The organism is Calothrix sp. NIES-3974, from assembly GCF_002368395.1.
Lineage (GTDB): Bacteria > Cyanobacteriota > Cyanobacteriia > Cyanobacteriales > Nostocaceae > NIES-3974.
Map to the genome: position 1 here is coordinate 665,312 of NZ_AP018254.1, position 25,936 is coordinate 691,247.

Below are 25,936 nucleotides of genomic sequence, written 5' to 3' on the forward strand. Positions count from 1 at the left end.
GATATATCGCTTCTCTCTCTACTCCCCCAACTTTTGTTTACCCTTCTTGACGGTCAAGGAGAGGATTCTACGCTAACGTATGTGTTATGAACCCACTGGGCTGTGAGGGAATGCCCAAGTTGTCCACAGTTGTTCTTAATGTTGGGGAGTGTAAGCCCATGCATGACTTGGTTCAAGCGTTGTTAAATAGCGATGAAAAGGTGGCTTTGCGCCAACTCGTTTCGGTTTTTCGTCGTTTACAGCAGCCCTATTTACTGCGAAATGAGATTTTGCAGGCATTTGGGGAATATTGTCGTAGTTCAGAAAAGCCCGCGTATTTTTTCCATGCATCGGCTTTAGGTACTTTGATCCACTATACCCATGAAATTATTCTGGAGGAGGAGAATGTCTGGTTTGTGGTGCGTCCCCGGATAGCCTATCAGGAGGTTTGGCTGCTGGCAAATGAGATGACCTGTTTTGAGCAGATGAGCGCTCAAGACTTGTTGGATGTACGCGATCGCTTGGTGAATCGTTACCAACCCCAGTTATTGGAGGTGAATTTCCGTCCGTTTTATGAGGGTGATCCCCATTTGGATGATCCGCGCAAAATTGGCCAGGGATTAGCTTTTCTCAACCATCATCTCTGTGATGAAATGGCGAGTAATCCAGAATATTGGCTGGAATTGTTATATAAAGTTTTCCATCGGATTCGCTATAACGGTGTCCAACTTTTAATCGGCGATCGCATTCGTTCCGGTCGGGAGTTTTCCGAACAAGTAACTCAGGCGATTAATTATCTGCGCGATCGCCCAGATAATGAACCGTTTGCCAATTTCCGCTTTGATTTACAGTCCCTGGGTCTGGAACCGGGTTGGGGAAATACGGCAGGAAGGGTCAGGGAAACTTTAGAATTATTTAATCGGTTGATGGAATCGGCAGAATCTGCCGTATTGGAGGCTTTTGTCGCTCGTGTTCCGGCAATTTTTCGGGTGGTTCTGGTTTCTGTTCATGGTTGGGTCGGTCAATCGGGGGTATTAGGTAGACCGGAAACAGCAGGACAGGTAATGTATGTGTTAGAACAAGCACGAGCTTTGGAGGCAAAATTACGGGAAGAAGTAAAATTGGCTGGTTTGGATAGTTTGGATATCCATCCCCAAGTGGTGATTCTCACCCGGTTAATTCCCAATTGTGAAGGTACTGCCTGTGGTTTACGGTTAGAAAAGCTACAGGGTACGGAAAATGGTTGGATTCTCCGGGTACCATTTGTGGATCAACAGGGGCAAATAGTCCAGGATTGGGTGTCGAAGTTTGAAATTTGGCCCTATTTGGAAAATTTTGCCCTGGAAGCGGAACGGGAAATCCTTGCTCAGTTACGGGGTAAACCGGATTTAATTGTTGGTAATTACAGTGATGGGAATTTGGTTGCCTATCTATTGAGTAAGCGGTTAAAAACCCTCCATTGTCAGATTGCCCATTCCCTGGAAAAGCCGAAGTATTTATTTAGTAATCTCTATTGGCAAGACTTGGAGGAGCAATATCACTTTTCCGCCCAGTTTACAGCCGATTTAATTGGTATGAATGGGGCAGATTTTATTATTACTTCTTCCTACCAGGAAATTGTCGGTACTCCCGACACCATTGGTCAATACGAATCCTACCAATGTTTTACCATGCCCCAGTTGTACCATGTGGTAGATGGGATTGATTTATTCCATCCCAAATTTAATTATGTACCACCAGGTATTAATGAAACGGCCTTTTTCCCCTATTCGTCACCGGAACGGGATTTAGAATTACGGGACAGGGTACGAGAAATGTTATTTACCAGTACCGACAGCAGTATTCGTGGTCACTTGACTAATCCGGAAAAACGTCCATTATTAGCTGTAGCACCCATAAATACCATTAAAAATTTAACTGGGTTAGCAGAATGTTTTGGGCAAAGTCCGGAATTACAAGCTCGGTGTAATTTAATTTTATTAACTAGTAAGTTACACCCGGAACAAGCTACCCACCCAGAAGAAGCAGGAGAAATTGCGAAACTACATGAAATTATCGACCGCTATGATTTAGAAAATAGTATCCGTTGGGTAGGAATGCGGATTCCGACAATGGAACTTGGCGAGGCATATCGCATCATTGCAGATAGGGAGGGTGTGTTTGTCCATTTTGCTCGCTTTGAAGCCTTTGGACGCACTTTAATCGAAGCGATGATTTCTGGTTTACCAACCTTTGCGACAAAGTTTGGTGGTGCATCCGAGGTAATTGATGATGAAAATTTCCATCTCAACCCGACTGACCTGGAGGGTACTGCCGCAAAAATTCGCCAATTTTTAGATGATTGTGATACCAACCCCGAATACTGGTTAAAAATATCAAATCATCAAATTGAGAGAGTGCGATCGCATTATTCCTGGGAAGTACATACAAAACAATTATCTCTGCTGGCGAAAATTTATCGCTTCTGGGATTTTGTCAAGCGAGAAACCGCTCAAGGCTATGCTCAAGGTGCAAGACAAGGTTTATGGCGGTATCTGGATACTTTGTATCATTTTGTTTATAAACCTCGCGCGGCAATGATTCAAACCACGAAAACTACCCATGTGGAATAGGTATTTTTCATGGCTGGATACATAGGGAGTGGAGAGTAGGGAGTAGGAATGGGTGATTTTGATGTTTGGCTTTGCCGTGACGACATGGGAGACTTGGCTAGTAGCACAGAACAAGAAACAAGAGTTTTGCTAATTGTGTCCCCACTCCCTCAGCAGAGAAGGGAAGAACTCGCAGAGGAATAAACTGCGTGGCGTTGCTAAATTTAGGTATGAATTCCCAATCTATCCCGGAGATATAGCGCTGCTACGTCTCGACACAACATCAAATTTTCAATTTATTCATATTCATATTCAGCAACGTCAACTGTTTACCACCTATTCCCTATTGCCCATTCCCCATTCCCTAATTAAATAATTACTGTTTACTTGTAACTGGTTCTATGGAAGTTGGGAGAAGCGAAACTGATGGATATGACTTGGAAGCACGGAGATTTTGTTTATACTGACTGGAATTTGATTGAAACGCGGTTTGACCCCAAGCAAATCCATCACCGGGAAACCACCTTTACTATCGGTAATGGGTACTTGGGAACGCGAGGTGGTTTTGAGGAAGGTTATCCCCGTTCAAACCAAGCAACCTTAATACATGGTGTTTTCGATGATGTACCCATTGTCTACACAGAATTGGCCAATTGTCCAGATTGGTTGCCTTTAGAAATCACCATTATTACCGGTGATGCTCCCGGTGAGGTGACTCGCGAACGGTTTCGCCTTGACCGGGGAGAAATCCTCGAATATGAACGGTTACTAGATTTACGACGGGCTTTGTTGCGACGGAAAATGCGTTGGCGTAGTCCCAGTGGCAAAACAATCGATTTGGAATTTGAACGCTTTGCTAGTCGTGCTGATACCCGTGTCCTCGCCATCCAATGCGCGATCGCTGCGGTGGATTTTAGCGGCAAAATTGAGGTACAAGCTAGTCTCAATGGCTATCCGGAAAACCAAGGCTACAATCACTGGGAATTATTGGATCAATCGGCTACAACTAGCGAAATTTGGCTACACCTACGTACCCGCAGTTCCCGCATTGAATTAGGTATGGCTAGTCGTCTTCACGTCGTGGGTACGGGAGCAACCATCACCGTAGCTAATCCCCCCGGCTATCCCACCCAAATCGCCAGTTTCTCTGTCACCCCAGGACAACGGGTGACTGTCGAAAAATTAGTCACATTTTCCACATCCCGCTATGGGGAAAAACCCTTAAAATCAGCCCAGGGTAAATTGGCGGTATTACCTAGCTACTACCATTTGAAAACAGCCCATATCCGAGCTTGGAATCGGATTTGGCAATACAGTGATGTCGCCATTGAAGGTGAAACCCGCGCAGCCTTAGCCGTCCGTTACAACCTCTTCCAACTATTAATTGCTGCACCCCACGACGATGACCGGGTGAGCATCGCCGCCAAAACCCTCAGTGGATTTGGTTATCGAGGACATGTATTTTGGGATACAGAAATTTTTATCTTGCCCTTTTTTATTTTTACCCAACCAGAACTAGCGAAAAATTTACTCACCTATCGGTATAAAACCTTAGATGGGGCACGGCGGAAAGCCGCCCACTACGGCTACAAAGGAGCAATGTATGCCTGGGAAAGTGGTGATACGGGGGATGAAATTACACCTCGGTGGTTGCCCCCCAACGACCCCTATGGTGAAGATATTCGCATTTGGTGTCGCGATCGCGAGATTCATATTAGTGCCGATGTGGCCTATGCAGTATGGAGCTATTGGCAAGCAACGGGGGACGATGAATGGATGCGCGATTGTGGAGCGGAAATTATCCTCGATACGGCGGTGTTTTGGGGTAGTCGGGTAGAATACAACACCAAAAATGAAAAGTATGAAATCAAGGGTGTGATTGGTGCTGATGAATACCACGAAAACTGCAATAATAACACTTTTACCAATCGGATGGTGCAGTGGCATCTGGAAAAAGCCCTACGGGTTCACGATTGGCTGCGGGGAGCCTATCCCCAAAAGGCGGGGGAACTAGATACGAAGTTGCAAATCACCGTTGCTCGCCGTAACCGTTGGCAAGACATCATCGACAATATTACCATTAATTACGATGCCCACACCGGCTTAATCGAACAACACGACGGCTTTTTCCAACTCAAGGACATCGATTTACAATCCTACGAACCCCGTCACAAATCCATGCAAACCATCCTGGGAATTGAAGGTGCGAATCATTACCAAGTCCTCAAACAACCGGATGTGTTAATGCTGTTATATTTAATGCGCCAATCCCAGGAATTTCCCTATACACCCGAAAACCTCCGGGTCAACTGGGAATACTATGCTCCCCGCACCGATATTACCTACGGCTCCTCCCTGGGACCGGCGATTCACGCCATTCTTGCCGCCGACCTCAATCAATCGGAACAAGCCTACCACAACTTTATCCAAGCAGCCCTAGTCGATATCGAGGATACCCGTAGAAATGCCCATGAAGGTATCCACGGAGCCAGTGCCGGCGGAATTTGGCAAGCGGTTGTATTTGGCTTTGGTGGTGTCCAATTTAGCAACTCCGGCCCCATCGCCAAACCCCAACTACCCCCCACCTGGAACCGACTACAATTCAAAATCCATTGGTGTGGAAAATGGCACGAAATTGATATTACCCAAAGCTCCGCCCAAGTAACCGAATTCCATACCCCTCAGCCCACACCCATGGTAAAAAATACAGATATTGCAGGTTTTATATTTGACCTGGATGGCGTACTTACGGATACCGCCGAATACCATTACCGCGCTTGGCAACGCCTCGCCGACGAAGAAGGCATACCCTTTGACCGCACCATCAACGAAGAATTACGGGGGGTTTCTCGTCGTGCTTCCCTGCTACGGATTATCGGCGATCGCAAATACAGCGAGGAGGAACTAGAAATCATGATGACACGTAAAAATAACTACTATGTGGAGTCGATTGAGAATATTACTCCAGCGGATTTACTACCTGGTGCGGGGGAATTACTAGATGAATTGCGTAGTGCTGGTATAAAAATCGCGCTTGGTTCCGCCAGTAAGAATGCCCGTCCTGTCCTGGAAAAGTTGGGAATCGCCGACAAAATTGACGTGGTAGCCGACGGCTATAGTGTGGTGAATCCCAAGCCTGCCCCTGATTTGTTTTTATACGCTGCCCGCGAAATGCAACTGACACCGAATCAGTGCGTGGTAGTGGAAGATGCCAGTGCCGGAATTGATGCGGCTTTAGCTGCGGGAATGTGTGCCATTGGCTTAGGTCCCCAGGAGCGGGTAGGACATGCCCACGTAGTTTTACCGAGTTTGGCTTCGGTAACGTGGCAAGATATACAAGCTCGAATTCAGGGTGTGCAACCAGTGAGAAATGTGAGGTAAATACAGGGGGAGGGTACAAATAATACCCTAAATTTAGATTTTGGATTTTACGGAAAGTCAGGGAAGAGAAGTTACCGGGAAGATTTTCTCCTTACAAAGTTCTACGGGGGGAGTATCCCCCCACAGACTTTGCGCTTTCCGGTAAACTTCGGGGAGATTTATTCTTCCGCCAAAACTTCCCAGATAGATTCTAAATGGGGATTCTTTTTTGTACTAAATTGTAGGGTCAGCGACATAACTGCAACTCAAGAAGGTTAATTTAATTCCCCTTGTTGTCTGTGTTCACTAGCCAATTGAACTTCAATTTCCAAATTACTAGCTTCCCCTTCTAGTTCATGGGTTAACTGTTCTAGGTCATCCGCAATCAAGTTAATTCCCTCTACCAAATGCTTCCCTTCAGCAAGCTTTTGATCTAACTGCTGAAAACTGGCTTCTATTTCGGCAAAAATCCCTTGATATTCATCGAAAGGCTGTTGTTTCAATTGAATAATATTAATTGCCTTTTCCCAAGTGAGTTTATAACGAAAATCACTGAACTGCAACTCGGTATATTTACCCTTCAATTCCCGAGTTGTTGTGACTTGGGCTAACTCGAATGCTTTTTTTTTAACTGTTGTAGCTTCATCTCATTATCCTGATTAATTTGAAAAGATTTATATATTTTTTTGAGCTAGGGAACAGGTGATAGAAGCGACATTGAGTCTGGCTGAATATTGATCAAGATTCAAGTACGACTCCTACAGTGTTGTATATATTCAAATCTGGAAATAAATCTTGTGAACCATTTTCATGAATTTCAAATATAATTGCAAACCATGACATGTAACAGTATGCGGCTGTGTACCGATGAACAAATCATGCACCCAGATAAATTTATCAAAACAATAAGCCTTTTTTCCCGTAATTTTGAACCCTACATTTGCAGTCGATTATCACCCAGTATTTTTAGGTCATTGCAACACCACAGGTAAATTCCTGTTTTAGACATGAGGATGAATTTTTAAGATTTTTCTATACTTATCAATCTCTACTTTCAAAGCTTTATTTTCTTGTAGTAATTCTTTAACTTGTTGACGAGCTTGGTCTCGTTCCTGTTGGAATCTGAGGGTATGAGCAACCCTCCCTCCTAAACTTTGGTTATTCTTCGCTAATTTTTCTCTAGCTTTTTGGGTTTGCTCAAATTGTTTCTTTAGCTGTTCAAATTCTTGGAGTAGTTCTGTATAGGCATGACTAGCCTCTAGTTTAGCTTGTAATGCTTGATTTTGGACTTCTAAAGCTGCAACTTTTGCTTCTAACTGTTTAATTTCATTGTCTTTACCAAATAGCTTCTCCTGAAGAATTTTAAACAATCTGTGTAGTCGCGATCGCTCTGCGGTTAGTTCTTGAAAAATATTTTGATATTCTTCGGCTTTTTCCCGCAGAAAACCGGTTCGCGCTTGGAGGACACGAGAAGTACACTCATATTTAATAATAGCTATAATTTTAGCTCTTTCTGCCTCTGGTAAAGCCATCACTTCTGCACAACAACGTAAATCATCATAGTTAGTGCATTCGTGACGTAGTTGATAGGTGGTGACATGTTCTGCCGCACCGATCAATCGGTGCTGTTTTAATTTTACCCGTTTGTGCCAGTAGTCGAAAATTTCTTTATTATTTTCCATTGATCGCGTTTCACCCAGGTCTGAATGGATTATCTATGACATCCCTTGTTCAAACTAATGATTTATTATTGGAGCATAGTATATAAGTTAACCTGTTTTTCCTGGGGCTATGTCCGCAAACCGGATCATTTCATGAAATCTTCTCTATTTTTCTCTATTTGTGTCATGTGTTAGGGAGAGACGCGATATATCGCGTCTGTACGGGAGTAGTGAGTCGGGAGTGGGAGAAAAATCACTTTCATACGTCCTGGTGTACGCAGTTCATGATGACTACTTATTCACAGATATCTATCCAAAAACCCACCTTCTCACCCCTGCGTGAAATTAATGTAGTTTTTCCTACTCCCTATTCCCTACATAATTCACAACTTTCCTGTCGCTTTTGCTGACCGACAAAGGGAGGACGCATCGTTAAGCCGAGTAAATTTAACATTTCGTGGTCAGTATCATATCCCGGACAGGGGGTTGTCACCGTTAGCATTTTACCGTCATCGCTGGAAAAAATCGAATTTGCTCCCGCCATAAAACATAAAGCCTGTTCCACTGGGGAAAGTCTAGCTCTACCAGCACTCAAACGGACATCGGATGTGGGCATAATAATTCTTGCTGTCGCAATCATTCGTACCACATCCCAAATGGGGACATCGGGATTATTGGCTAGGGGTGTACCGGGAACTTGAGATAGGATATTGATGGGTACGGATTCGGGATGGGGTTGGAGATGAGCGAGGGTATGTAACATGGAAATCCGGTCTGTGACGCTTTCCCCTAATCCTAAAATTCCCCCAGAACAAACGGTGACATTGGTTTGGCGGACATTTTCAATTGTATTTAAGCGGTCATCGTAGGTACGGGTGGAAATAATTGTGCTGTAGTATTCACGGGATGTATCCAAGTTATGATTATAGGCATATAAACCTGCTTCTGCTAAACGTTGGGCTTGATTTTCCGTCAGCATACCTAGGGTACAGCAAACCTCCATCCCCATATCCGTGACCTCGCGTACCATTTCTAACACTTGGTCAAATTGCTGATTATCTTTAACTTCTCGCCAAGCAGCACCCATACACACCCGACTGACACCGTTAGCTTGGGCTTGTTTGGCAATATTCACGACGGTTTCCTTGTCCATCAAGGCTTGGGGTTTCACCTCTGTTTTGTAGCGTGATGATTGGGCACAATATCCGCAATCCTCCGGACACGCACCGGTTTTAATGGAGATTAATTTACAAACTTGAATTTCTTGCGAATTATGATATTGACGATGTACGGTTGCAGCTTGGTAAATTAATTCCAGAAACGGTCTATTGTAGATATCTTGGATTTCTGCTTCTTGCCAATCGTAGCGAATTCCCACGTTCCCTTCCTTGTCACGAAAAATTGTGCTGATGCGAATTATGTAGCAAAATCTTGATCAACATACCCTGGATTTCTCACACGTCCCTAAAGTTTACAGGGAGTAGGGATTAGGGAGTGGGGAGTATTGGGGAAACCAACCCCAATTGGTTACTCTAGTACAAGTTGGCGGAAATATCCAGACCATTTATCTGGTGACTATGCTTTGCGTAGTCATCCAGTGCGTGAAGGCTACCGCCTTCATTCACGAGTTAAGAACCTCACACCCTTGAACTCCCACACGCAGCATGGGAGCTAGAGAGGATGGCAGGTGTATTGACACCGTGTGGTACTAGATTTATGGCTCCCTCGCTGAAAGTACAGGATAGGAGATTAGTTTTGCTATGTATGTTTAGTCTAGGGTATCAAGTTTTTGGCCAGTCCAGGGCGATAGTCCAGAAAATTTCTGTTTTGTTTTGTCAAGATTTCATACTTCCTATTTTTATACTTGATTTTAATGCGATCGCAAATAGTAGTTTTATTTACACGGTGTTGTAGTAGATTAACTTCAAACAGCAAACAGTTCTAATCTAAAATCGAATATTGAACATGTCAAAATACCTTTCCTGTCGATTTTTACCAGTTATCTTAGGGACATCTCTGGGACTGCAACCTTTAATGGTGTTAGGGCAAACTCCGGTTCCCAATCCCACTCCACCCACCACAACTCAAGTTTGTCCGGCACAGTTAACGGGGAAAATCAATCAAATTATCAACAAACCGAATTTAGTGCGATCGCATTGGGGGATAATTATTGAACCCCTAGCATCTGGACAAACCCTCTATAGCCAAAATGGGCAAAAAATGTTTACCCCCGCATCGGTGACTAAACTGTTGACGACTGCTGCGGCGATGCAACAATTAGGAAGTAATTTCCAATTTCGGACTTCCGTGGTGCGGGAAGCAAATAATACTTTGCGGGTGATTGGTCGGGGTGATCCCAGTTTGGATGATGCTCAGTTGGCTCGTTTAGCCCAGCAATTGCGTCAGCAAGGCATTACCAACATTAGTAAAATTATTGCCGATGATAGTTTCGTTGAGGGAGATGTGGTAGAGTCAAGTTGGCAATGGGAAGATATTCAAGCCGACTATGGCGCACCGGTGGGTAGTTTTATTGTTAATCAAAACACATTTACAATTAATTTAGCACCAGTTGCGATCGCTCAACCCTTAAGGGTGACTTGGGATGATATCTACGAAACCCGTTTGTGGCGAATTGTCAACCAATCGACTACGGTTGCAGCTAATCAATCCTCCGGGGTAAATGTGACTCGCGATTTATCGGGAAATGTGTTACGCATTCGAGGACAATTACCCGTAAATGCCAATCCGGTTAAAGTTACTTTACCCGTGGTTGACCCCAGTTATTTCTTCTTGCGACGTTTCCGGATTGCTTTACTAAGGGAAAATATTCGTTTAGGGGAAACTAGTGTGGGGACAGGAACTGGTAGTCAAGAAATTGCCGCAGTCCAATCACCACCCCTTTCCCAATTAGTAGCTAAAACTAACATCGATAGCGATAATTCCTATGCAGAAGCCTTATTGAGGGGATTAGCATTTCGACAAACCCGTCAACCGAATCAAACCAGTGTCAGTATCGGTTTAAATGTTCTGCGTCAAACCCTCACTTCTTTGGGTGTTGATCCCGCAAGTTATAAAATTATCGATGGTTCCGGTTTATCTCGGAAAAATCTCATTAGTCCCCAAGCCTTGGTACAGCTACTCAAAGCCGTAGACAAAACTAATTATAAAACCGAGTTTCGCGCTTCCCTACCAATTGCGGGACAAACGGGTACTCTGCGCAACCGTTTTCGCAATACCCCCGCAGCAGGTATCGTCCAAGCCAAAACGGGAACAATGACGGGAGTGGTGGCTTTAGCTGGTCATATTAATCCCCCCGGATACGAACCATTGGTGTTTAGTATTATTGTTAATCAAAGCGAAGATTCCATCCGTAATATTCGTCAAGCAATCGATGAAGTGGTTGTATTGTTAGCGCAGTTGCAAAGATGTTAGGAGACAGGAGAAATAAGTTAATGGTTTAAGTTGGGTTTGCTGAGTCACAGATTGCGTTATACCTTCATTCAGCAAACCCGAAGTAATCCAAAATCTCAAATCGTTGTTTTTGTAGTTATTTTTGCAGTGCTTTTTGAAAGGTTTTAATTGCATCTACGTGGTTGAGCATATTGATGCAACGGGATAATAAATCTAAATCAATTCCTTCAACTTCTTCACTACTGGAAACTTTTTCGTAACTGAGGTTATTTCCTTCACCGCGTAGGTGATAAACTGCTAGTACCCCATCTTCCCAGAACCAAACTTCCTTAATTTTTAGGCGTTTATAGGACTCTAACTTGTTGATCCCACCACTGCTAAAGATAATTTCAATCGCTAAATCTGGACGCACTCGACCGGGAGCAAGTTTGTAGGATTCATCGGCTTCTCGTTTGACAGAACCCGATTCGCTTTCCAGGGTTACTGAACCAGTGGGAGTAAAATCAAAACCTGCTACCAGTAGATACAGTTCAACCAGTGCTGCAATCCTTTTTTTGACGATTTCGTGGGGTTCACCAGGCATTTGTCGAATCTCTAAAACTCCATCTAGAAAGGAAAGCCGATATCCTGGATTTTCCAGGAGTTGCTCAACGGCTTTGAATTCTCTCCAGGTCAATCCCTCAAATAGAAAGGGTGGTTCTTTTCTGGGTTTGGTGATGGTTGCTGGGGTCATTGGGGTCTCCAGTATATTCCAGAACTAGAAGCGGGTTTAGGAGTTGATTTCTGTGTGTATTGTAGCTTAAATTGGCTGGAAATTGTTGACAAGTAGGATTTTGAAGGGGTTGTTTAAATAGCGCGAGATAAAATGCGATCGCGTTGTTTTTTGTGAGCATCAAAAATGACAGCAATATTACGTACTAATAAACGACCAATTTCGGTGACTTGGATTTTTTGTGGTGATAAATTCACTAAACCGTCCGCTTGCAGATGTTTTAATTCTTGCAGTTCTGCAATAAAATAATCATCAAAATCAATTTGATATTGCTGAGAAATTTCCTGTTTATCTACCCATGTTCCTGACATAATCGACATAATCACATCTCGACGAATCATATCATCATGGCTGAGGGCATAGCCTTTATGGGTAGGAATAATTTTTTGATCTACGGCTTGGTAATATTCCTTCAGCCGTTTATAATTCTGGGCATAGGCATCTTCTAACATGCTCACTGATGTGACACCAAAACCGATTAATTCGGCATTTCCCAGGGCTGTATATCCCTGAAAATTACGTTTGAGTGTGCCTTGTTGTTGCGCTAGGGCTAATTCATCGGTGGGTTTAGCAAAGTGATCCATGCCAATAAATAAATAATGACTTTGGGTAAGTTCTTCCACGGTCATTTGTAGGATATCTAAGCGTTCTTCGGGACTAGGAAGGGCTGTTTGGGGAATATTTTTTTGCACTGGTTTTACCCAAGGGACGTAGGCAAAATTAAAGACAGCAATTCTATCTGGATCTAAATCAATTGTCTTTTGAATTGTCCGATGAAAGCTATGCAAATTTTGATAGGGTAATCCATAGATTAAATCCACATTGACACTATTAAACCCAGCTTGACGCACCCATTCCATCACATTAAACAGCATTTCTTCCGGTTGTACCCGATTAATAGCCGCTTGCACTTGGGGATTAAAATCTTGAATACCAAAACTAATGCGATTAAAACCTAAGTCCCGTAAAGCAAAAATATAATCCTTTTGGATATAGCGAGGATTGACTTCTAGAGAAATTTCTGCATCCTGACTAATTTGGAAATGACGATTTATTTGTTGCCATAAGAACTCAGCTTGTTTAATAGTCAGAAAATTGGGTGTTCCTCCCCCCCAGTGTAATTGGGTGACAGGTCTATTGGTGTCGAGTAGTTGACTTGTTTGGTGAATCTCTCGACTTAAATATTCTACATAGGGTTGGGCAACATTTTGACTATTGGTGACGATAACATTGCAACCACAAAAGTAACAAGCACTTTGACAAAATGGAATATGAAAATATAAAGATAAAGGGTTTTGTCGATGATTTGAGTCTGCGATCGCTTGTGCAAAATCATCATGGGTAAATTGTTCTGTTAATTCCGTCGCTGGAGGATAACTAGTATATCGAGGTGTTGGTGTATCGTATTTTTTAATTAAATCTATGTCAAATTTCACACCACTAGGAAGTTGGGAAACCATTGATTTACATCCAAATTTATTAATGAATAATTGGTAATTGGGTCAAAAGAAAACAATACTGTATTTACCCTGCTTGTGCTGACTGGTCAGAGTACTAAATAATTTAATATTGATTCTTTAACCAACCATGCAGGCTTCTATCACAACTATTTAACTATTAATCGCTATATTTCCCCTAGAACTGTTTACATATTTTTATATTTATTTAGTTTCGGAAATCGGTTTCCGCAAAATCCATATAGGTGTCAGCGGCTAGTGGTCTGTGTCATTCGTTCTGAGGGGTTCTTAGTTTGTGGCTCTAGCTCCAAAAAAGCTTTATGATAAAGGCGCTATGAGCACTACTACGTGCCTTTCTTTACACGCTTGTTTAATCCAAAATCCAAAATCTAAAATCCAACTATCCTTCAATATCCTGGGGTTTAATTAAACTACTAGGAGGACGATCCGTACTCCAAGCCCACCAAGCACACCCACAATGACAGTAATAAAATTCTTGCCATTTACGGCGATAATCATAGGTAATCACAGGTGAATGACGATTCAGCCAAACATTGACAGCTTCGCGACTGCTAGCATGACATTGGGGACAGGTAAAAGTAAACGAATGAATAGCAGAATTTGTCCATTCCGGGGGGTGGGTAGCGAATGCGTCCATGTCACAAACATCCTAGATTCCTAGCCTATTATGGACAATAATTGACCTATGGAGCCAAAAGTCGAAATAAATCGTTTACTTGAGCTGATACCCACATCTGCACGGATATTAACACCAATTATTAGTAAACCAGAACAGAAATCAGTGATTGCAGCAGAATTTCCCCTACCCTGGAGTTTTACCCGTCCCATATACATTAACTTTGACCTGTGGCAAAAATTATCGCGATCGCAACGTGATTTGTTGTTACTACGTACAGTTGGCTGGTTACTCAACATCAAATGGTTTCAACCCAGTATAAATCACGTTTTATTTATTGCTGGTTGCGGAACCACAATCGTGGAAATTACTCAAGTTGAGCCAATTGGAATAACCGTCGCTTGCGGGTTACTCACCGTCAGCATCTTCCGCATTTGGCGTAACCATAACTCCCAGCAAAATGCGATCAACGCCGATGAAACAGCAATTAAAATCGCCCAACAAAAGGGATACACCGCAACTAGCGCCGCCGAAGCATTACTGAGTACAATTAAAACAATTGCCCAAATAGAAGGCAGAACAGAACTTACTGTAGAAGAACTGATCCGTATCCAGAATTTACAACTAATAGCTGGATTTGCTAGTATCTAACGTTAATCATATTTTCACAAATCCATAGAAGCATATAGTACGGATTAACTTCTGACAGAGAAGGTTCACACCTAAAAAAACGGTATTGCATCTTTGCGGGATGATAATCCAATTTGCATAGGCTGAAACTTTTGTTAAATTAAAAAAAATTTCTGCATATAGATTAAAATCATCCCTTGATTATGCAACGCAAAAAAGCAGTAATCTAAAATCCAAAATCCAAAATCTAAAATCCCATGACCCGTTCTAAAATTATCGCTATCCTGACTGGAGCAATTTCGATTTTGCTAGCATTAGCCTATTTGATTATTGTCTTTTTTCTCGATGCTAGAGGAGAAATGAAACCTGCTCCTATTAGTTATTTTGATAACTATCAACCACAAATTGCGACCGTGAATTTACACTTCGATGACTCAAAATCTCTTGAATAAATAATCTACTAAATCCCCAATTTTATCTGTTTTTACTTGATATATGGGGATTTTTTCATGTTTGGATAGTAGGGCTATTGATAAAATTAAAATACTCAGGATAAAACTATAAGTCCCTATTTAATGTTAAAGCTAAACAAGACTCGGATTTCTCACAAACTCCTAAAGCTTTCACTGAGTAGGGAGCGGGGAGTAGGGAGTAGTAGGAAAATTAACCCATTACTCTCAAGGCTTATCACTCCCTTGTGAGAAATGCAGGAAGACTACTGTAACTTTATCTTCGATTTTTTTGATTTTGCCGTATAGGATGGGATTTCAGTAGAAACGCGGTGCTAAATTTATTTGCTCATGAATGGCGATCGCCGAATTAACACAGTAATTTCACGCATAACACCAGTGTTTTGATACATTACTTGAAACGGCACCCAAGTACCCATACAGCAAAAATCTAATCAAAGGATGATGCACAACTGGGATGTAAATTGATTAAAATCATAAGTCACCCTTTGATATCTGAAATACATTTTTATGATAATTGCCTGCAAACAGTCCTGTCAGACAAACAACTGACGGAATTCCCATCATTCGGGTCAAGTCACCAAAAATTTCTACCCTGTCAATCTAGTTTTCCATATCTTGTTGGGAATACTAGATATCAGGTTGTTACATGCACGCTACCTGTATTTCTCACGAGTGAGTAACAGGTATTGAGTAAGGGGTTGATGCTCCCTACTCCTCACACCCTGAAGGTTTTAGAGGTTTGTGAGAAATCTGAAGCTAAATGAATTAGAACTTGTCAAATAATTTTGGCAATCGTCATTTTCATTCATCACGTAATCAGTAATCAATCAAGTATAGTGCGAAACTTCTACTAAGTTCCCTTTGTCCCCATCCCTGAAACCAAGGAGTTACCCCATGAAAACCCTTCCTAGCCAAGCATTCGAGTCAATCTACCTCCAACATAGGATTTTATCTATATAAATGTTTAAGAAAAATAGGCAGCTGAGGTTAAGGAAAGATTATATGATGGAAAGTCTACAATTACTCGTGTCATATTCACTACCCTTGGAAAGTTCAGGAAACATCAAAACAGGTGATAAAGTCATCGTGATCCGACCCGCATATGTCGCAGGGATGCGGGGAGAGGTTTGTGGCCAGGAAATTTTAGCCGACAACAAACCTAGTAGTCGTTGGTTAATTTTGGTAACGGAGATGAACCTAGTATTATCTTTGAAGCCAAGTGAATTTCAAGTTATTCATGAATAAAAATCTATGTTTAAAGCTGACATTCCCCCTGGGGACAAAAATTAGAGAAGTAAGTTGTTTGCCTTTGACCAAATAATTGGTAGCGGTGGTCACGTACTTGAGCATAAATATGATCGCCGATATTTTTCATTCCGGGGAGACTACGGTAAGCATCAACAAATAACTTTCCAAGTGGTAGAATGCGGCCAATTTCTTCAGCTGCATCACTTCCTTGCCAACGTCTTTGAGTTTGTTTCGCATCAATTAATATCATCCCTAATTCACAATCTTCCGGTTGAATTTGCCATTGTGCTAGGGTTTGGGTATCTTGCATGGGTACATAGGAAAATTCTTTGCCAGCGTCAATTTGTTCTAGTAATTGCACCAGGGTGACACATAAATTGCAGTCACCATCGTAGATAACGTAATAGTTCATATTTTTTGGGATTTGAGATTTGAGATTTTGGATTGAAAGGGAGTAGGGGGTGGGGAACAGGAAGTAGGGAAAAAAGCGCTTTTACATTAAAGAAGAGCTGCTCTACACACCTCTCAGGCTTTGGTATAGAGAAGCATTAAATATAGTATACTCCCTACTCCCTAACCCTAACAAATAGATTAAAACATTAAATATGATTTCTATACTTACTTTTTTGTAACTATCTTACTTGCAAGTGCGTACTTTTCATTTTCTTGTGGTTTCTATAGAATAAAAACATGTTAAATGAATAATAAATTTTGATTGATGACCAATAAAACTCTCTAATTCAACAAATATTTAAACCACACCCAATTTCCATTAAATAAATATTGTAATTACAGATTTTATCGCTAAATTTTTTGACCGAGGTAAACAATGACCAAGACAACAACAGCAAACATGATTGTACGCGATCGCCATCACCGGGGTGTCACCCAAATTAGCTGGTTAGATAGTCGCCACAGCTTTTCATTTGGTAACTATTATGACCCTGAACATATGGGGTTTCGCAGTCTCCGAGTTATTAATGATGACAAAGTTGCTCCAGGAGGAGGTTTTGCAACCCACGGTCACAAGGATATGGAAATTTTCACCTATGTCCTGTCTGGTGCTATAGAACACAAAGATAGTTTAGGCACTGGCTCAGTGATACGTCCGGGAGAAGCCCAAATTATGAGTGCGGGAACGGGAATTATGCACAGTGAGTTTAATCATTCCCAAACCGAACCTGTACACTTTTTGCAAATTTGGATACTACCGGAAAGGAAAGGATTAACACCCCGTTACGAACAAAAAGCTTTTCCCCTCAACGAAAGAGAAGGAAAATTACGCTTGATTGCAGCCAAGGATGGACGAGATGGGGCAGTAAAAATTTACCAAGACGTGGATTTGTACACATCTATTTTAGGTCAGGGTGATGTGGTGGAGTTTGATGTCAGTGCTAATCGCTATGGTTGGGTACAGGTTGCTCAGGGAACGGTAAATGTGAATGGAATTGAATTATATGGAGGTGATGGATTAGAAATTCGCGGTGCAGAACATTTAGAGATTAGCAGCCAAGATAGGGGAGAAATTTTGTTGTTTGATTTAGGCTAGGCTTCTCCAATCATTTGAATTACTATTGAATTATTAGATTTTAACGGCCCACTGATGTGGGCTTTTTGCTGAATATATGACTTAAAATTTCATGATTATCTAGGAAAACAAGAAGGTGTGAAAAAACAGCTTCATCTCGTCCCTATGCTCCGCGTGGGGACGCATCCTACGAAGCTCTGCTTCTAGATTCTTCAACCCAACCTACCCAATAATCAGGCTTTTAAGTCTAACTGAACTGTATTGCTTTATGCACACATCTTTATTAAGAAAAACCCTTGAAGACCAGGTAGAAAATAGGAAAATTAATATACAGCAGATGGCAGATTTTTGAGAGTTATTGTGTTTAGTGAATGTAAGGCTAATTCGTCAGGTATTTTAATCGTTAATTTTGCTATCATTTAGCTCCCTTCATCTCGTCCCTATGCTCCGCGTGGGGACGCATTCTACGAAGCTCTGCTTCTCGATTCTTCAACCCAACCTACCCAATAATCAGGCTTTTAAGTCTAACTGAACTGTATTGCTTTATGCACACATCTTTATTAAGAAAAACCCTTGAAGACCAGGTAGAAAATAGGAAAATTAATATACAGCAGATGGCAGATTTTTGAGAGTTATTGTGTTTAGTGAATGTAAGGCTAATTCGTCAGGTATTTTAATCGTTAATTTTGCCATCATTTAGCTCCCTACATAGTTTATATTTCTACGAAGCTCTGCTTCTCGATTCTTCAACCCAACCTACCCAATAATCAGGCTTTTAAGTCTAACTGAACTGTATTGCTTTATGCACACATCTTTATTAAGAAAAACCCTTGAAGACCAGGTAGAAAATAGGAAAATTAATATACAGCAGATGGCAGATTTTTGAGAGTTATTGTGTTTAGTGAATGTAAGGCTAATTCGTCAGGTATTTTAATCGTTAATTTTGCCATCATTTAGCTCCCTACATAGTTTATATTGCCTCCTAATTGCAACTTGTTCTTACTGCTCCTGTCTTCTGTCTCCTGCTATATACAGCAGTCCTAAATTATTTGTGAAATATTACATGTAGGGTTGCTAACGGTTGACAGTTAACACTTAACAGTCAACGGCATGCTATTTTTCACGACTTAAATCAGATTGCTGTATCCATTCCCTGACAAAACAACTGTACCACAGGTACCCTCACAACTTCCTCACATTTATTACCTATAAATATACTTGGATTCACAGGCAGCGAGAAAACCTCATTCAAGTAGGCATAATGCAAAATAGAGCTATCCCCACCCTTGCTACAGACCACGACATCAGGTCAAAACCCACCACCTCTGGTTATATCCACTCCCTGGAAACCTGCGGTACAGTTGACGGTCCTGGTATCCGTTTTGTAATCTTTACAACAGGTTGTCCCCTCCGTTGTTTATACTGTAGCAACCCCGATTGTCGCTATTTAGAAAATGGTAAACAAGTGACTGTCGATGAAATAATTAGGGAAATACAAAAATATACTTCCTACATGCAAGCATCTGGTGGAGGTGTCACAATAAGTGGAGGTGAACCTTTATATCAACCAGAATTCGTCAGAGAAATCTTTCGACAATGTCAGGAATTAGGAATACACACCGCATTAGATACTTCCGGATTTTGTCATTTAGAAATAGCTAAATCAGTCTTAGAATTTGTCGATTTAGTATTACTAGACATTAAATCCTTTGACCCAGCAACCTACACCAAAGTCACAGGTGTTGATCTCGCACCAACTTTAACTTTAGCTCGATACCTTAGTGATATCAATAAACCGACTTGGATTCGCTTCGTTTTAGTTCCCGGTTTAACCGATGACCCAGAAAATATTGCTGGATTAGCGAAATTTGTCAGCACATTAAAGAATGTCGAACGAGTTGAAGTTTTACCATTTCACAAAATGGGAGAATATAAATGGGAACAACTTGGTTATGAATATCAACTCCAAGACACTCCCCCACCAACCCCAGATGAAGTTGAACAAGCATTAAATATTTTCCGAAATCAGGGTGTTATGGCAATCTCCTAATATTAACCATCGAACATCAAAGGAAGTAGACAGTGGTAAGTAGGGTGTAGGAAGAAAGGATAATTTTAGTACCCACCTACTTTGACCAATTATCTAAAATTAGGCAATAGATGGAATCTACAAAATCATTGCTACATCCAGATTTTGTAATTACGTAGGCAATCACGCAGCTTACTTCCCGCGTAATGGGTATTTACGCGAAGCGGCTTGCCGCAGGCTATTACAAATTACGAATTCACAAAACTCTGCATATAAACCTTGAGGTACACCATGCAAGTTACCAACATTCAAGAGTTAGAATTATTAATCGCCAAAGTCAAAACAGCACAAGAGGAATTCGCTACATATTCTCAAGAAAAAGTTGATTTGATATTCAAACAAGCTGCATTAGCAGCTAACAATCAAAGAATACCCCTAGCAAAATTAGCTGTCACCGAAACAGGTATGGGTATCGTAGAAGATAAAGTGATTAAAAACCACTTTGCTTCTGAATATATCTACAACAAATACAAAAGTGAAAAAACCTGCGGTTTAATTGAAGAAGATAAATCCTTCGGAATTCAAAAAATTGCCGAACCCGTAGGAATTATTGCGGGAATTGTCCCCGTCACCAATCCCACATCGACTACCATTTTTAAAACCCTAATTGCACTCAAAACCCGCAACGGAATTATCCTTTCTCCCCATCCTAAAGCCAAAAAATGTACAATTGAAGCTGCAAAAATTGTCCTTGCAGCAGCAATTGCAGCTGGTGCTCCCACAGATATTATCGGTTGGATTGATGAACCAACAGTTGAATTATCCCAAGCTTTAATGCAGCATCCGGAGATTAAATTAATCCTAGCAACAGGTGGACCAGGAATGGTACGTGCTGCTTATTCTTCTGGTCATCCATCTTTAGGTGTCGGAGCAGGAAATACACCCGCAGTGATTGATGTATCGGCTGATATTCCGACTGCTGTCAGTTCAATTTTATTAAGTAAAACCTTCGATAATGGGATGATTTGTGCTTCGGAACAATCAGTCATTGTTGTGGATGAAATTTATCATCAAGTGAAGCAGGAATTTATCCATCGTGGTGCATACTTTCTCAATGAAGAGGAAAAAAATCAACTTGGTAATTTCATCCTCAAAGATGGTCGCTTAAATCCAGCTATTGTTGGACAGTCGGTAGAAAATATTGCCAAACTAGTAGGAATTAATTTAAAACATGAGATTTCCGAAGCAGGTATTGATACCTATTGTCCTTTACCAAGTAGTTATAAAACTCTGATTGCTGAGGTCGAAAAAATTGATGCCAGTGAACCATTTGCCTATGAAAAATTATCACCAATTTTAGCCATGTACAGAGCTAAAAATTTCCATGAAGCTGTTGAAAAAGCTGAAGCTTTAGTGGAATTTGGAGGTCCTGGACATACGGCTGTCTTATATACAAACCCAGCAAATCTGGATGATATTGCCTATTTTGAGCATAAAATCAAAACCGGACGGGTTCTGATTAATACCCCATCTTCCCAAGGTGCGATTGGGGATTTATATAATTTCAAATTAGACCCTTCTTTAACTTTAGGTTGTGGAACTTGGGGTGGTAATACTATTTCCGGTAACGTTACACCCCGTCACCTACTAAATATTAAAACTGTGTCCCAGCGTCGGGAAAATATGCTGTGGTTTCGTGTTCCTCCCAAAGTCTATTTTAAGTATGGATGTTTACCTGTGGCTTTAGGTGATTTAGCAGGTAAAAAACGAGCATTTATTGTCACCGATAAACCCCTATTTGACTTAGGAATTACCACGAAGGTGACTCAGGTTTTGGACCTAATGGGGATTAAATACGATATCTTCCATGATGTAGAACCTGACCCAACGTTAGGGAATGTTAACCAAGGTTTAGCACTATTAAGAAGTTATCAACCGGACGTAATTATTGCCATTGGTGGTGGTTCCCCGATGGATGCAGCAAAGGTAATGTGGTTGATGTATGAACATCCAGATGTGGAGTTTGCGGGTTTAGCCATGCGATTTATGGATATCCGCAAGCGTGTTTATGAATTACCTGAATTAGGAAAAAAAGCAATGTTAGTGGCAATTCCTACCACATCTGGTACGGGTTCGGAAGTCACACCATTTGCTGTTGTTACGGATGAAAAAGAGGGAGTTAAGTATCCTTTGGCGGATTATTCCTTGACACCAAATATGGCGATTATTGACCCAGAATTAGTGTTAGAAATGCCGAAAAAATTAACTGCCTATGGTGGAATTGATGCCCTAACCCATGCCTTAGAATCCTATGTTTCGGTGATGGCAACTGATTTTACTGATGGGTTAGCTTTGCAAGCAATTGATTTGTTATTTAAGTATTTACCGCGTGCCTATAAATATGGAGCAAAAGACCCAGAAGCACGGGAAAAAGTTCACTATGCAGCGACAATTGCGGGAATGGCATTTGCAAATGCTTTCTTGGGAGTTTGTCACTCCCTAGCCCATAAATTAGGTGCAACTTTTCACCTCCCCCACGGGTTAGCAAATGCGTTGATGATATCCCATGTAATTCGTTATAATGCCACTGATGTTCCCTTTAAACAAGCTATTTTTCCCCAGTACAAATATCCCAATGCGAAACAGCGTTATGCAGAAATTGCGGACTTTCTCCGATTAGGTGGTAATAGTTTGGATGAAAAGGTGGAGAAATTAGTGGAAGCAGTGGAAAATTTGAAGGCACAAATTGATATTCCCCTGACCATTAAAGAAGCATTAGGAGGCGATGATCAAGCTTTTTATAGTCGTTTGGAAGTAATGGCAGAACAAGCATTTGATGACCAATGTACTGGTGCAAATCCTCGTTATCCCTTAATTAATGATTTACGAGAATTGTATGTACTAGCCTATGCTGGTTGTCGCACTGATGCAGCACTTTTCTATAGCGATGAATCGGAAAATTTAATGTTGCAAACTGTGTAAGTTGAAGGGGAGACGGGAGACAGGAGGGAATTCCCATACAGCAAATGTGAGCGTAGAGTTAATTATAGATTTTGAAAATCGCAAACCCCCTTCAAAGTATGAGCTTTCCCATACTGCGTATCCACTCCTCCCTTGAAAGTTGCAGAAGATGAGGATTTATAAGGTATAGCGATCGCACTAGGAGGGGTTACTACATCATATAGATGTAACCCTCCCGGAGAAAACTGCATACACACAAAACAGAACCCCATTCCTATTTACTCCTATTTACAAGCAAGGATTATATATGCAAACGTCGATCAAAATAGCTTCAGACCGTGCTTATGATATTCTCCGTTCCGAACATCATCCTCTGGATGTGATTTTTGCACCCAAAAATATCGCTGTCATCGGTGCAACGGAAAAACCAGGTAGTGTGGGACGAACTCTGCTGTGGAACCTCATTAGTCATCCCTTTGGAGGAACTGTTTTTCCTGTTAATCCCAAGCGCAACAGTGTCATGGGTATTAAAACTTACCCCACAATTGCTGATGTTCCTGATGTCGTGGATTTGGCAATTATTGCCACCCCGGCGGCGACTGTTCCTGGTATAATTGCTGAGTGCGTGAATGCAGGGGTCAAAGGCGCGATCGCAATTTCCGCAGGATTTCGGGAAACTGGAAGTGCGGGGATGGAGTTGGAACAGCGCATTCTCCAGGAACTTCGTCGCGGTGACATGCGCTTAATTGGTCCTAATTGTTTGGGTGTGATTAATCCTCACCTGGGTTTAAATGCTAGTTTTGCTAGTAGTATGCCTTCACCGGGGAAGGTGGGTTTTATTAGTCAAAGTGGCGCTTTGTGTACAGCAATTTTGGATTGGAGTTTCCGGGAAAATGTCGGCTTCAGTGCTTTCATTTCCATCGGTTCCATGTTGGATGTGGATTGGGGAGATTTAATTTATTACTTAGGTGATGACCCTCACACCGAAAGTATTGTTATTTACATGGAATCTGTCGGTAATGCCCGTTCCTTCCTATCCGCAGCGCGGGAAGTTGCTTTAACCAAGCCAATTATTGTGATTAAAGCTGGACGGACTGCTGCTGCTGCTGCTGCTGCGACTTCCCATACGGGTGCTTTGACGGGTAGCGATGCGGTCTTTGATGCGGCTTTTCGACGTTGTGGAGTATTGCGGGTTGAACGGATTTCCGAATTATTTGATATGGCTGAGGTGTTAGCCAAACAACCCCGACCTAAAGGTAAACGGATGACAATTATTACCAATGCTGGGGGACCAGGTGTACTCGCGACGGATGCGTTAATTGCGGGGGGAGGAGAGTTAGCGGATTTATCAGGGAAAACACGGGAGAGATTAAATCAAGTGTTACCCATGACTGGTAATCATAATAATCCGATTGATTTATTGGGAGATGCGGAACCAGAGCGTTACCAAAAAGCTTTGGAAATTATTAGTCAGGATGAAAATACGGATGCGATTCTGGTAATTTTGACACCCCAAGCCATGACAAATCCGACGGAAACCGCCAAACTGTTAGCACCCTATGGCAAAATTGGTAAACCAGTTTTAGCAAGTTGGATGGGTGATGCAGATATCGCAGCTGGAGCAGAAATTCTCAATCAAGCTTCCATTCCCACTTTTCCCTATCCCGATACTGCTGCGCGTATTTTTAATTATATGTGGCGTTATAGTTATAATTTGCGCAGTTTGTATGAAACGCCAACTTTAGCAAGTTCTAGTGTGGATTTTTCCAACTGCAAACAGGTGGAGAATATTATCCAAACAGCACGGGAATCGGGAAGGTATTTGCTAACAGAAACTGAATCCAAAAAAATATTAGCAGCCTATGGAATTCCCACGGTAGAAACCTATTTAGCTACCAGTGTGGAAGAGGCAATTCAAAAAGCAGAAAAAATTGGCTATCCGGTAGTATTAAAGGTGTATTCCCCAACAATTACCCATAAAACAGATGTGGGGGGTGTACACCTTAATTTGTATTGCGCAGAGGCAGTAAAAGAGGCATATAATGCAATTCACACATCGGTGACAACAAAAGTAGGAGCAAGGGATTTTGCTGGGGTGACAGTGCAACCGATGGTAGATTTAAAAAATGGCTACGAACTAATTTTAGGTAGTAGTATTGATGCTCAATTTGGACCTGTCATACTATTTGGAACTGGAGGAGAATTAGTAGAAGTATTTGCAGATAGAGCCTTGGGATTACCGCCCTTAAATACCACCTTAGCAAGGCGGATGATGGAACAAACTCGCATTTATCAAGCTTTAAAAGGAGTCAGAGGTAGAAGAGAAATTGGCTTATCACAATTAGAACAAATTCTGGTGCGTTTTAGTCAATTAGTAGTGGAGCAACCAGCGATTAAGGAAATAGATATTAATCCTCTGTTGGTGAAACCAGGTCATGAAAATTCCCTAATTGCTTTAGATGGAAGAGTTATTTTACATGACTTAGATACCAAGCCAGAAGACATACCCAAACCAGCCATTCTTCCCTATCCGATTCAATACGTTTCCCCCTGGAAAATGAAAAATGGCATGGAAGTCATAATTCGACCAATTCGTCCCGAAGATGAACCTTTAATCATTCAATTTCATCATAAATTATCCCAGGAAAGTGTTTATTTTCGTTATTTTCATATTATTAAACTAAGTCAAAGAATTGCCCACGAAAGATTAACCAGATTATGCTTTATCGATTATGACCGGGAAATGGCCCTAGTCGCCGATTATCAAAACCCTGAAACAGGACAACAGGAAATTTTAGCAGTGGGTAGATTGAGTAAACTACATGGTAAAAATAAAGGAGAATTTGCCTTAATTGTCGCTGATTCTTACCAATGTCAGGGATTAGGGAGTGAAATATTAAAACGTCTCTTACAAGTGGGAGAAAACGAAAACCTCACAGAAATAAATGCCGAAATTTTATTAGAAAATCATGCCATGCAAAGGGTATGTGAAAAACTAGGATTTACCATCCAACGAACCACTGACCCAAGTGTTGTCAAAGCGACGATACCCCTGCAAAATCGTTACGCAATCCCAAGATAATCAGGTGGATAGAAAATTGTGTAATCATCACTTGTTCGTGGTAGCACTTTAGCACTAGGTCTGCTGCAACATATTCCCACATATCAAGATGTCCTTGTGAAAATAATTATTTTTTGT

The 25,936-nt window shown here is 41.5% G+C and carries 17 protein-coding genes; 10 read left to right on the forward strand and 7 right to left on the reverse strand.

What is annotated here, in order from left to right; genetic code table 11:
- The first annotated feature begins 158 nt into the window (after window positions 1-158).
- Both CDC37_RS02520 and pgmB read left to right on the forward strand, forming a co-directional pair.
- Entirely contained in the window at window positions 159-2,591 is a 2,433-nt protein-coding gene (locus CDC37_RS02520) for a sucrose synthase (protein ID WP_096620337.1), read from the forward strand.
- A 405-nt stretch (window positions 2,592-2,996) separates the two neighbouring features.
- Entirely contained in the window at window positions 2,997-5,951 is a 2,955-nt protein-coding gene (gene pgmB, locus CDC37_RS02525) for a beta-phosphoglucomutase (protein WP_096620338.1), read from the forward strand.
- 254 nt (window positions 5,952-6,205) lie between these two features.
- On the opposite strand, the gene CDC37_RS02530 is transcribed toward pgmB, so the two are convergent.
- The 3 genes from CDC37_RS02530 to bioB all read right to left on the reverse strand — a co-directional run bounded on the left by CDC37_RS02530 (window position 6,206) and on the right by bioB (window position 8,969).
- Window positions 6,206-6,514, reverse strand: coding sequence for a hypothetical protein (locus tag CDC37_RS02530; RefSeq protein WP_096620339.1), 309 nt, complete (start codon window positions 6,512-6,514; stop codon window positions 6,206-6,208).
- 417 nt (window positions 6,515-6,931) lie between these two features.
- Window positions 6,932-7,612 carry a hypothetical protein gene (locus tag CDC37_RS02535; protein ID WP_096620340.1) on the reverse strand — a complete coding sequence of 227 codons (681 nt, stop codon included), beginning with the start codon at window positions 7,610-7,612 and terminating at the stop codon, window positions 6,932-6,934.
- A gap of 346 nt (window positions 7,613-7,958) precedes the next feature.
- Window positions 7,959-8,969: a biotin synthase BioB gene (gene bioB / locus CDC37_RS02540; protein ID WP_096620341.1), complete on the reverse strand. Its 1,011-nt coding sequence runs from the start codon at window positions 8,967-8,969 to the stop codon at window positions 7,959-7,961.
- A gap of 587 nt (window positions 8,970-9,556) precedes the next feature.
- On the opposite strand from bioB, the gene dacB reads away from it, so the two are divergent.
- Entirely contained in the window at window positions 9,557-11,023 is a 1,467-nt protein-coding gene (gene dacB, locus CDC37_RS02550; protein WP_096620343.1) for a D-alanyl-D-alanine carboxypeptidase/D-alanyl-D-alanine endopeptidase, read from the forward strand.
- Between the two features lie 115 nt (window positions 11,024-11,138).
- Here the strand turns inward: dacB and CDC37_RS02555 are convergent, their stop codons facing one another.
- The 3 genes from CDC37_RS02555 to CDC37_RS02565 form a co-directional block, all read right to left on the reverse strand.
- Window positions 11,139-11,735 carry a Uma2 family endonuclease gene (locus CDC37_RS02555; protein ID WP_096620344.1) on the reverse strand — a complete coding sequence of 199 codons (597 nt, stop codon included), beginning with the start codon at window positions 11,733-11,735 and terminating at the stop codon, window positions 11,139-11,141.
- A 113-nt stretch (window positions 11,736-11,848) separates the two neighbouring features.
- Window positions 11,849-13,234: an oxygen-independent coproporphyrinogen III oxidase gene (gene hemN, locus CDC37_RS02560; protein WP_096620345.1), complete on the reverse strand. Its 1,386-nt coding sequence runs from the start codon at window positions 13,232-13,234 to the stop codon at window positions 11,849-11,851.
- Window positions 13,235-13,631: 397 nt separating this feature from the next.
- Window positions 13,632-13,889: a hypothetical protein gene (locus tag CDC37_RS02565; protein WP_096620346.1), complete on the reverse strand. Its 258-nt coding sequence runs from the start codon at window positions 13,887-13,889 to the stop codon at window positions 13,632-13,634.
- Between the two features lie 48 nt (window positions 13,890-13,937).
- Between CDC37_RS02565 and CDC37_RS02570 the strand changes: the two genes are divergently transcribed.
- The 3 genes from CDC37_RS02570 (at window position 13,938) to CDC37_RS02580 (ending at window position 16,216) form a co-directional block, all read left to right on the forward strand.
- Window positions 13,938-14,519, forward strand: a complete 582-nt coding sequence (locus CDC37_RS02570) for a DUF3318 domain-containing protein (protein WP_096620347.1) — start codon at window positions 13,938-13,940, stop codon at window positions 14,517-14,519.
- Between the two features lie 236 nt (window positions 14,520-14,755).
- Window positions 14,756-14,950 (forward strand): hypothetical protein, encoded by a 195-nt coding sequence (locus CDC37_RS02575; protein WP_096620348.1) that lies wholly within the window; start codon window positions 14,756-14,758, stop codon window positions 14,948-14,950.
- 1,047 nt (window positions 14,951-15,997) lie between these two features.
- Window positions 15,998-16,216, forward strand: coding sequence for a hypothetical protein (locus tag CDC37_RS02580; RefSeq protein ID WP_231943198.1), 219 nt, complete (start codon window positions 15,998-16,000; stop codon window positions 16,214-16,216).
- A gap of 10 nt (window positions 16,217-16,226) precedes the next feature.
- Here the strand turns inward: CDC37_RS02580 and CDC37_RS02585 are convergent, their stop codons facing one another.
- Window positions 16,227-16,631 (reverse strand): thiol-disulfide oxidoreductase DCC family protein, encoded by a 405-nt coding sequence (locus CDC37_RS02585; RefSeq protein ID WP_096620349.1) that lies wholly within the window; start codon window positions 16,629-16,631, stop codon window positions 16,227-16,229.
- A 417-nt stretch (window positions 16,632-17,048) separates the two neighbouring features.
- On the opposite strand from CDC37_RS02585, the gene CDC37_RS02590 reads away from it, so the two are divergent.
- From CDC37_RS02590 to CDC37_RS02605, 4 genes are all read left to right on the forward strand, one after another.
- On the forward strand, window positions 17,049-17,768 hold the full coding sequence (locus CDC37_RS02590; protein ID WP_096620350.1) for a pirin family protein: 720 nt from the start codon (window positions 17,049-17,051) through the stop codon (window positions 17,766-17,768).
- Between the two features lie 1,240 nt (window positions 17,769-19,008).
- Window positions 19,009-19,797 carry a pyruvate formate-lyase-activating protein gene (gene pflA, locus CDC37_RS02595; protein WP_096620351.1) on the forward strand — a complete coding sequence of 263 codons (789 nt, stop codon included), beginning with the start codon at window positions 19,009-19,011 and terminating at the stop codon, window positions 19,795-19,797.
- A 270-nt stretch (window positions 19,798-20,067) separates the two neighbouring features.
- Window positions 20,068-22,758, forward strand: coding sequence for a bifunctional acetaldehyde-CoA/alcohol dehydrogenase (gene adhE / locus CDC37_RS02600; protein ID WP_096620352.1), 2,691 nt, complete (start codon window positions 20,068-20,070; stop codon window positions 22,756-22,758).
- Window positions 22,759-23,044: 286 nt separating this feature from the next.
- Window positions 23,045-25,819, forward strand: coding sequence for a bifunctional acetate--CoA ligase family protein/GNAT family N-acetyltransferase (locus CDC37_RS02605; RefSeq protein WP_096620353.1), 2,775 nt, complete (start codon window positions 23,045-23,047; stop codon window positions 25,817-25,819).
- The last annotated feature ends 117 nt before the right edge of the window (window positions 25,820-25,936 follow it).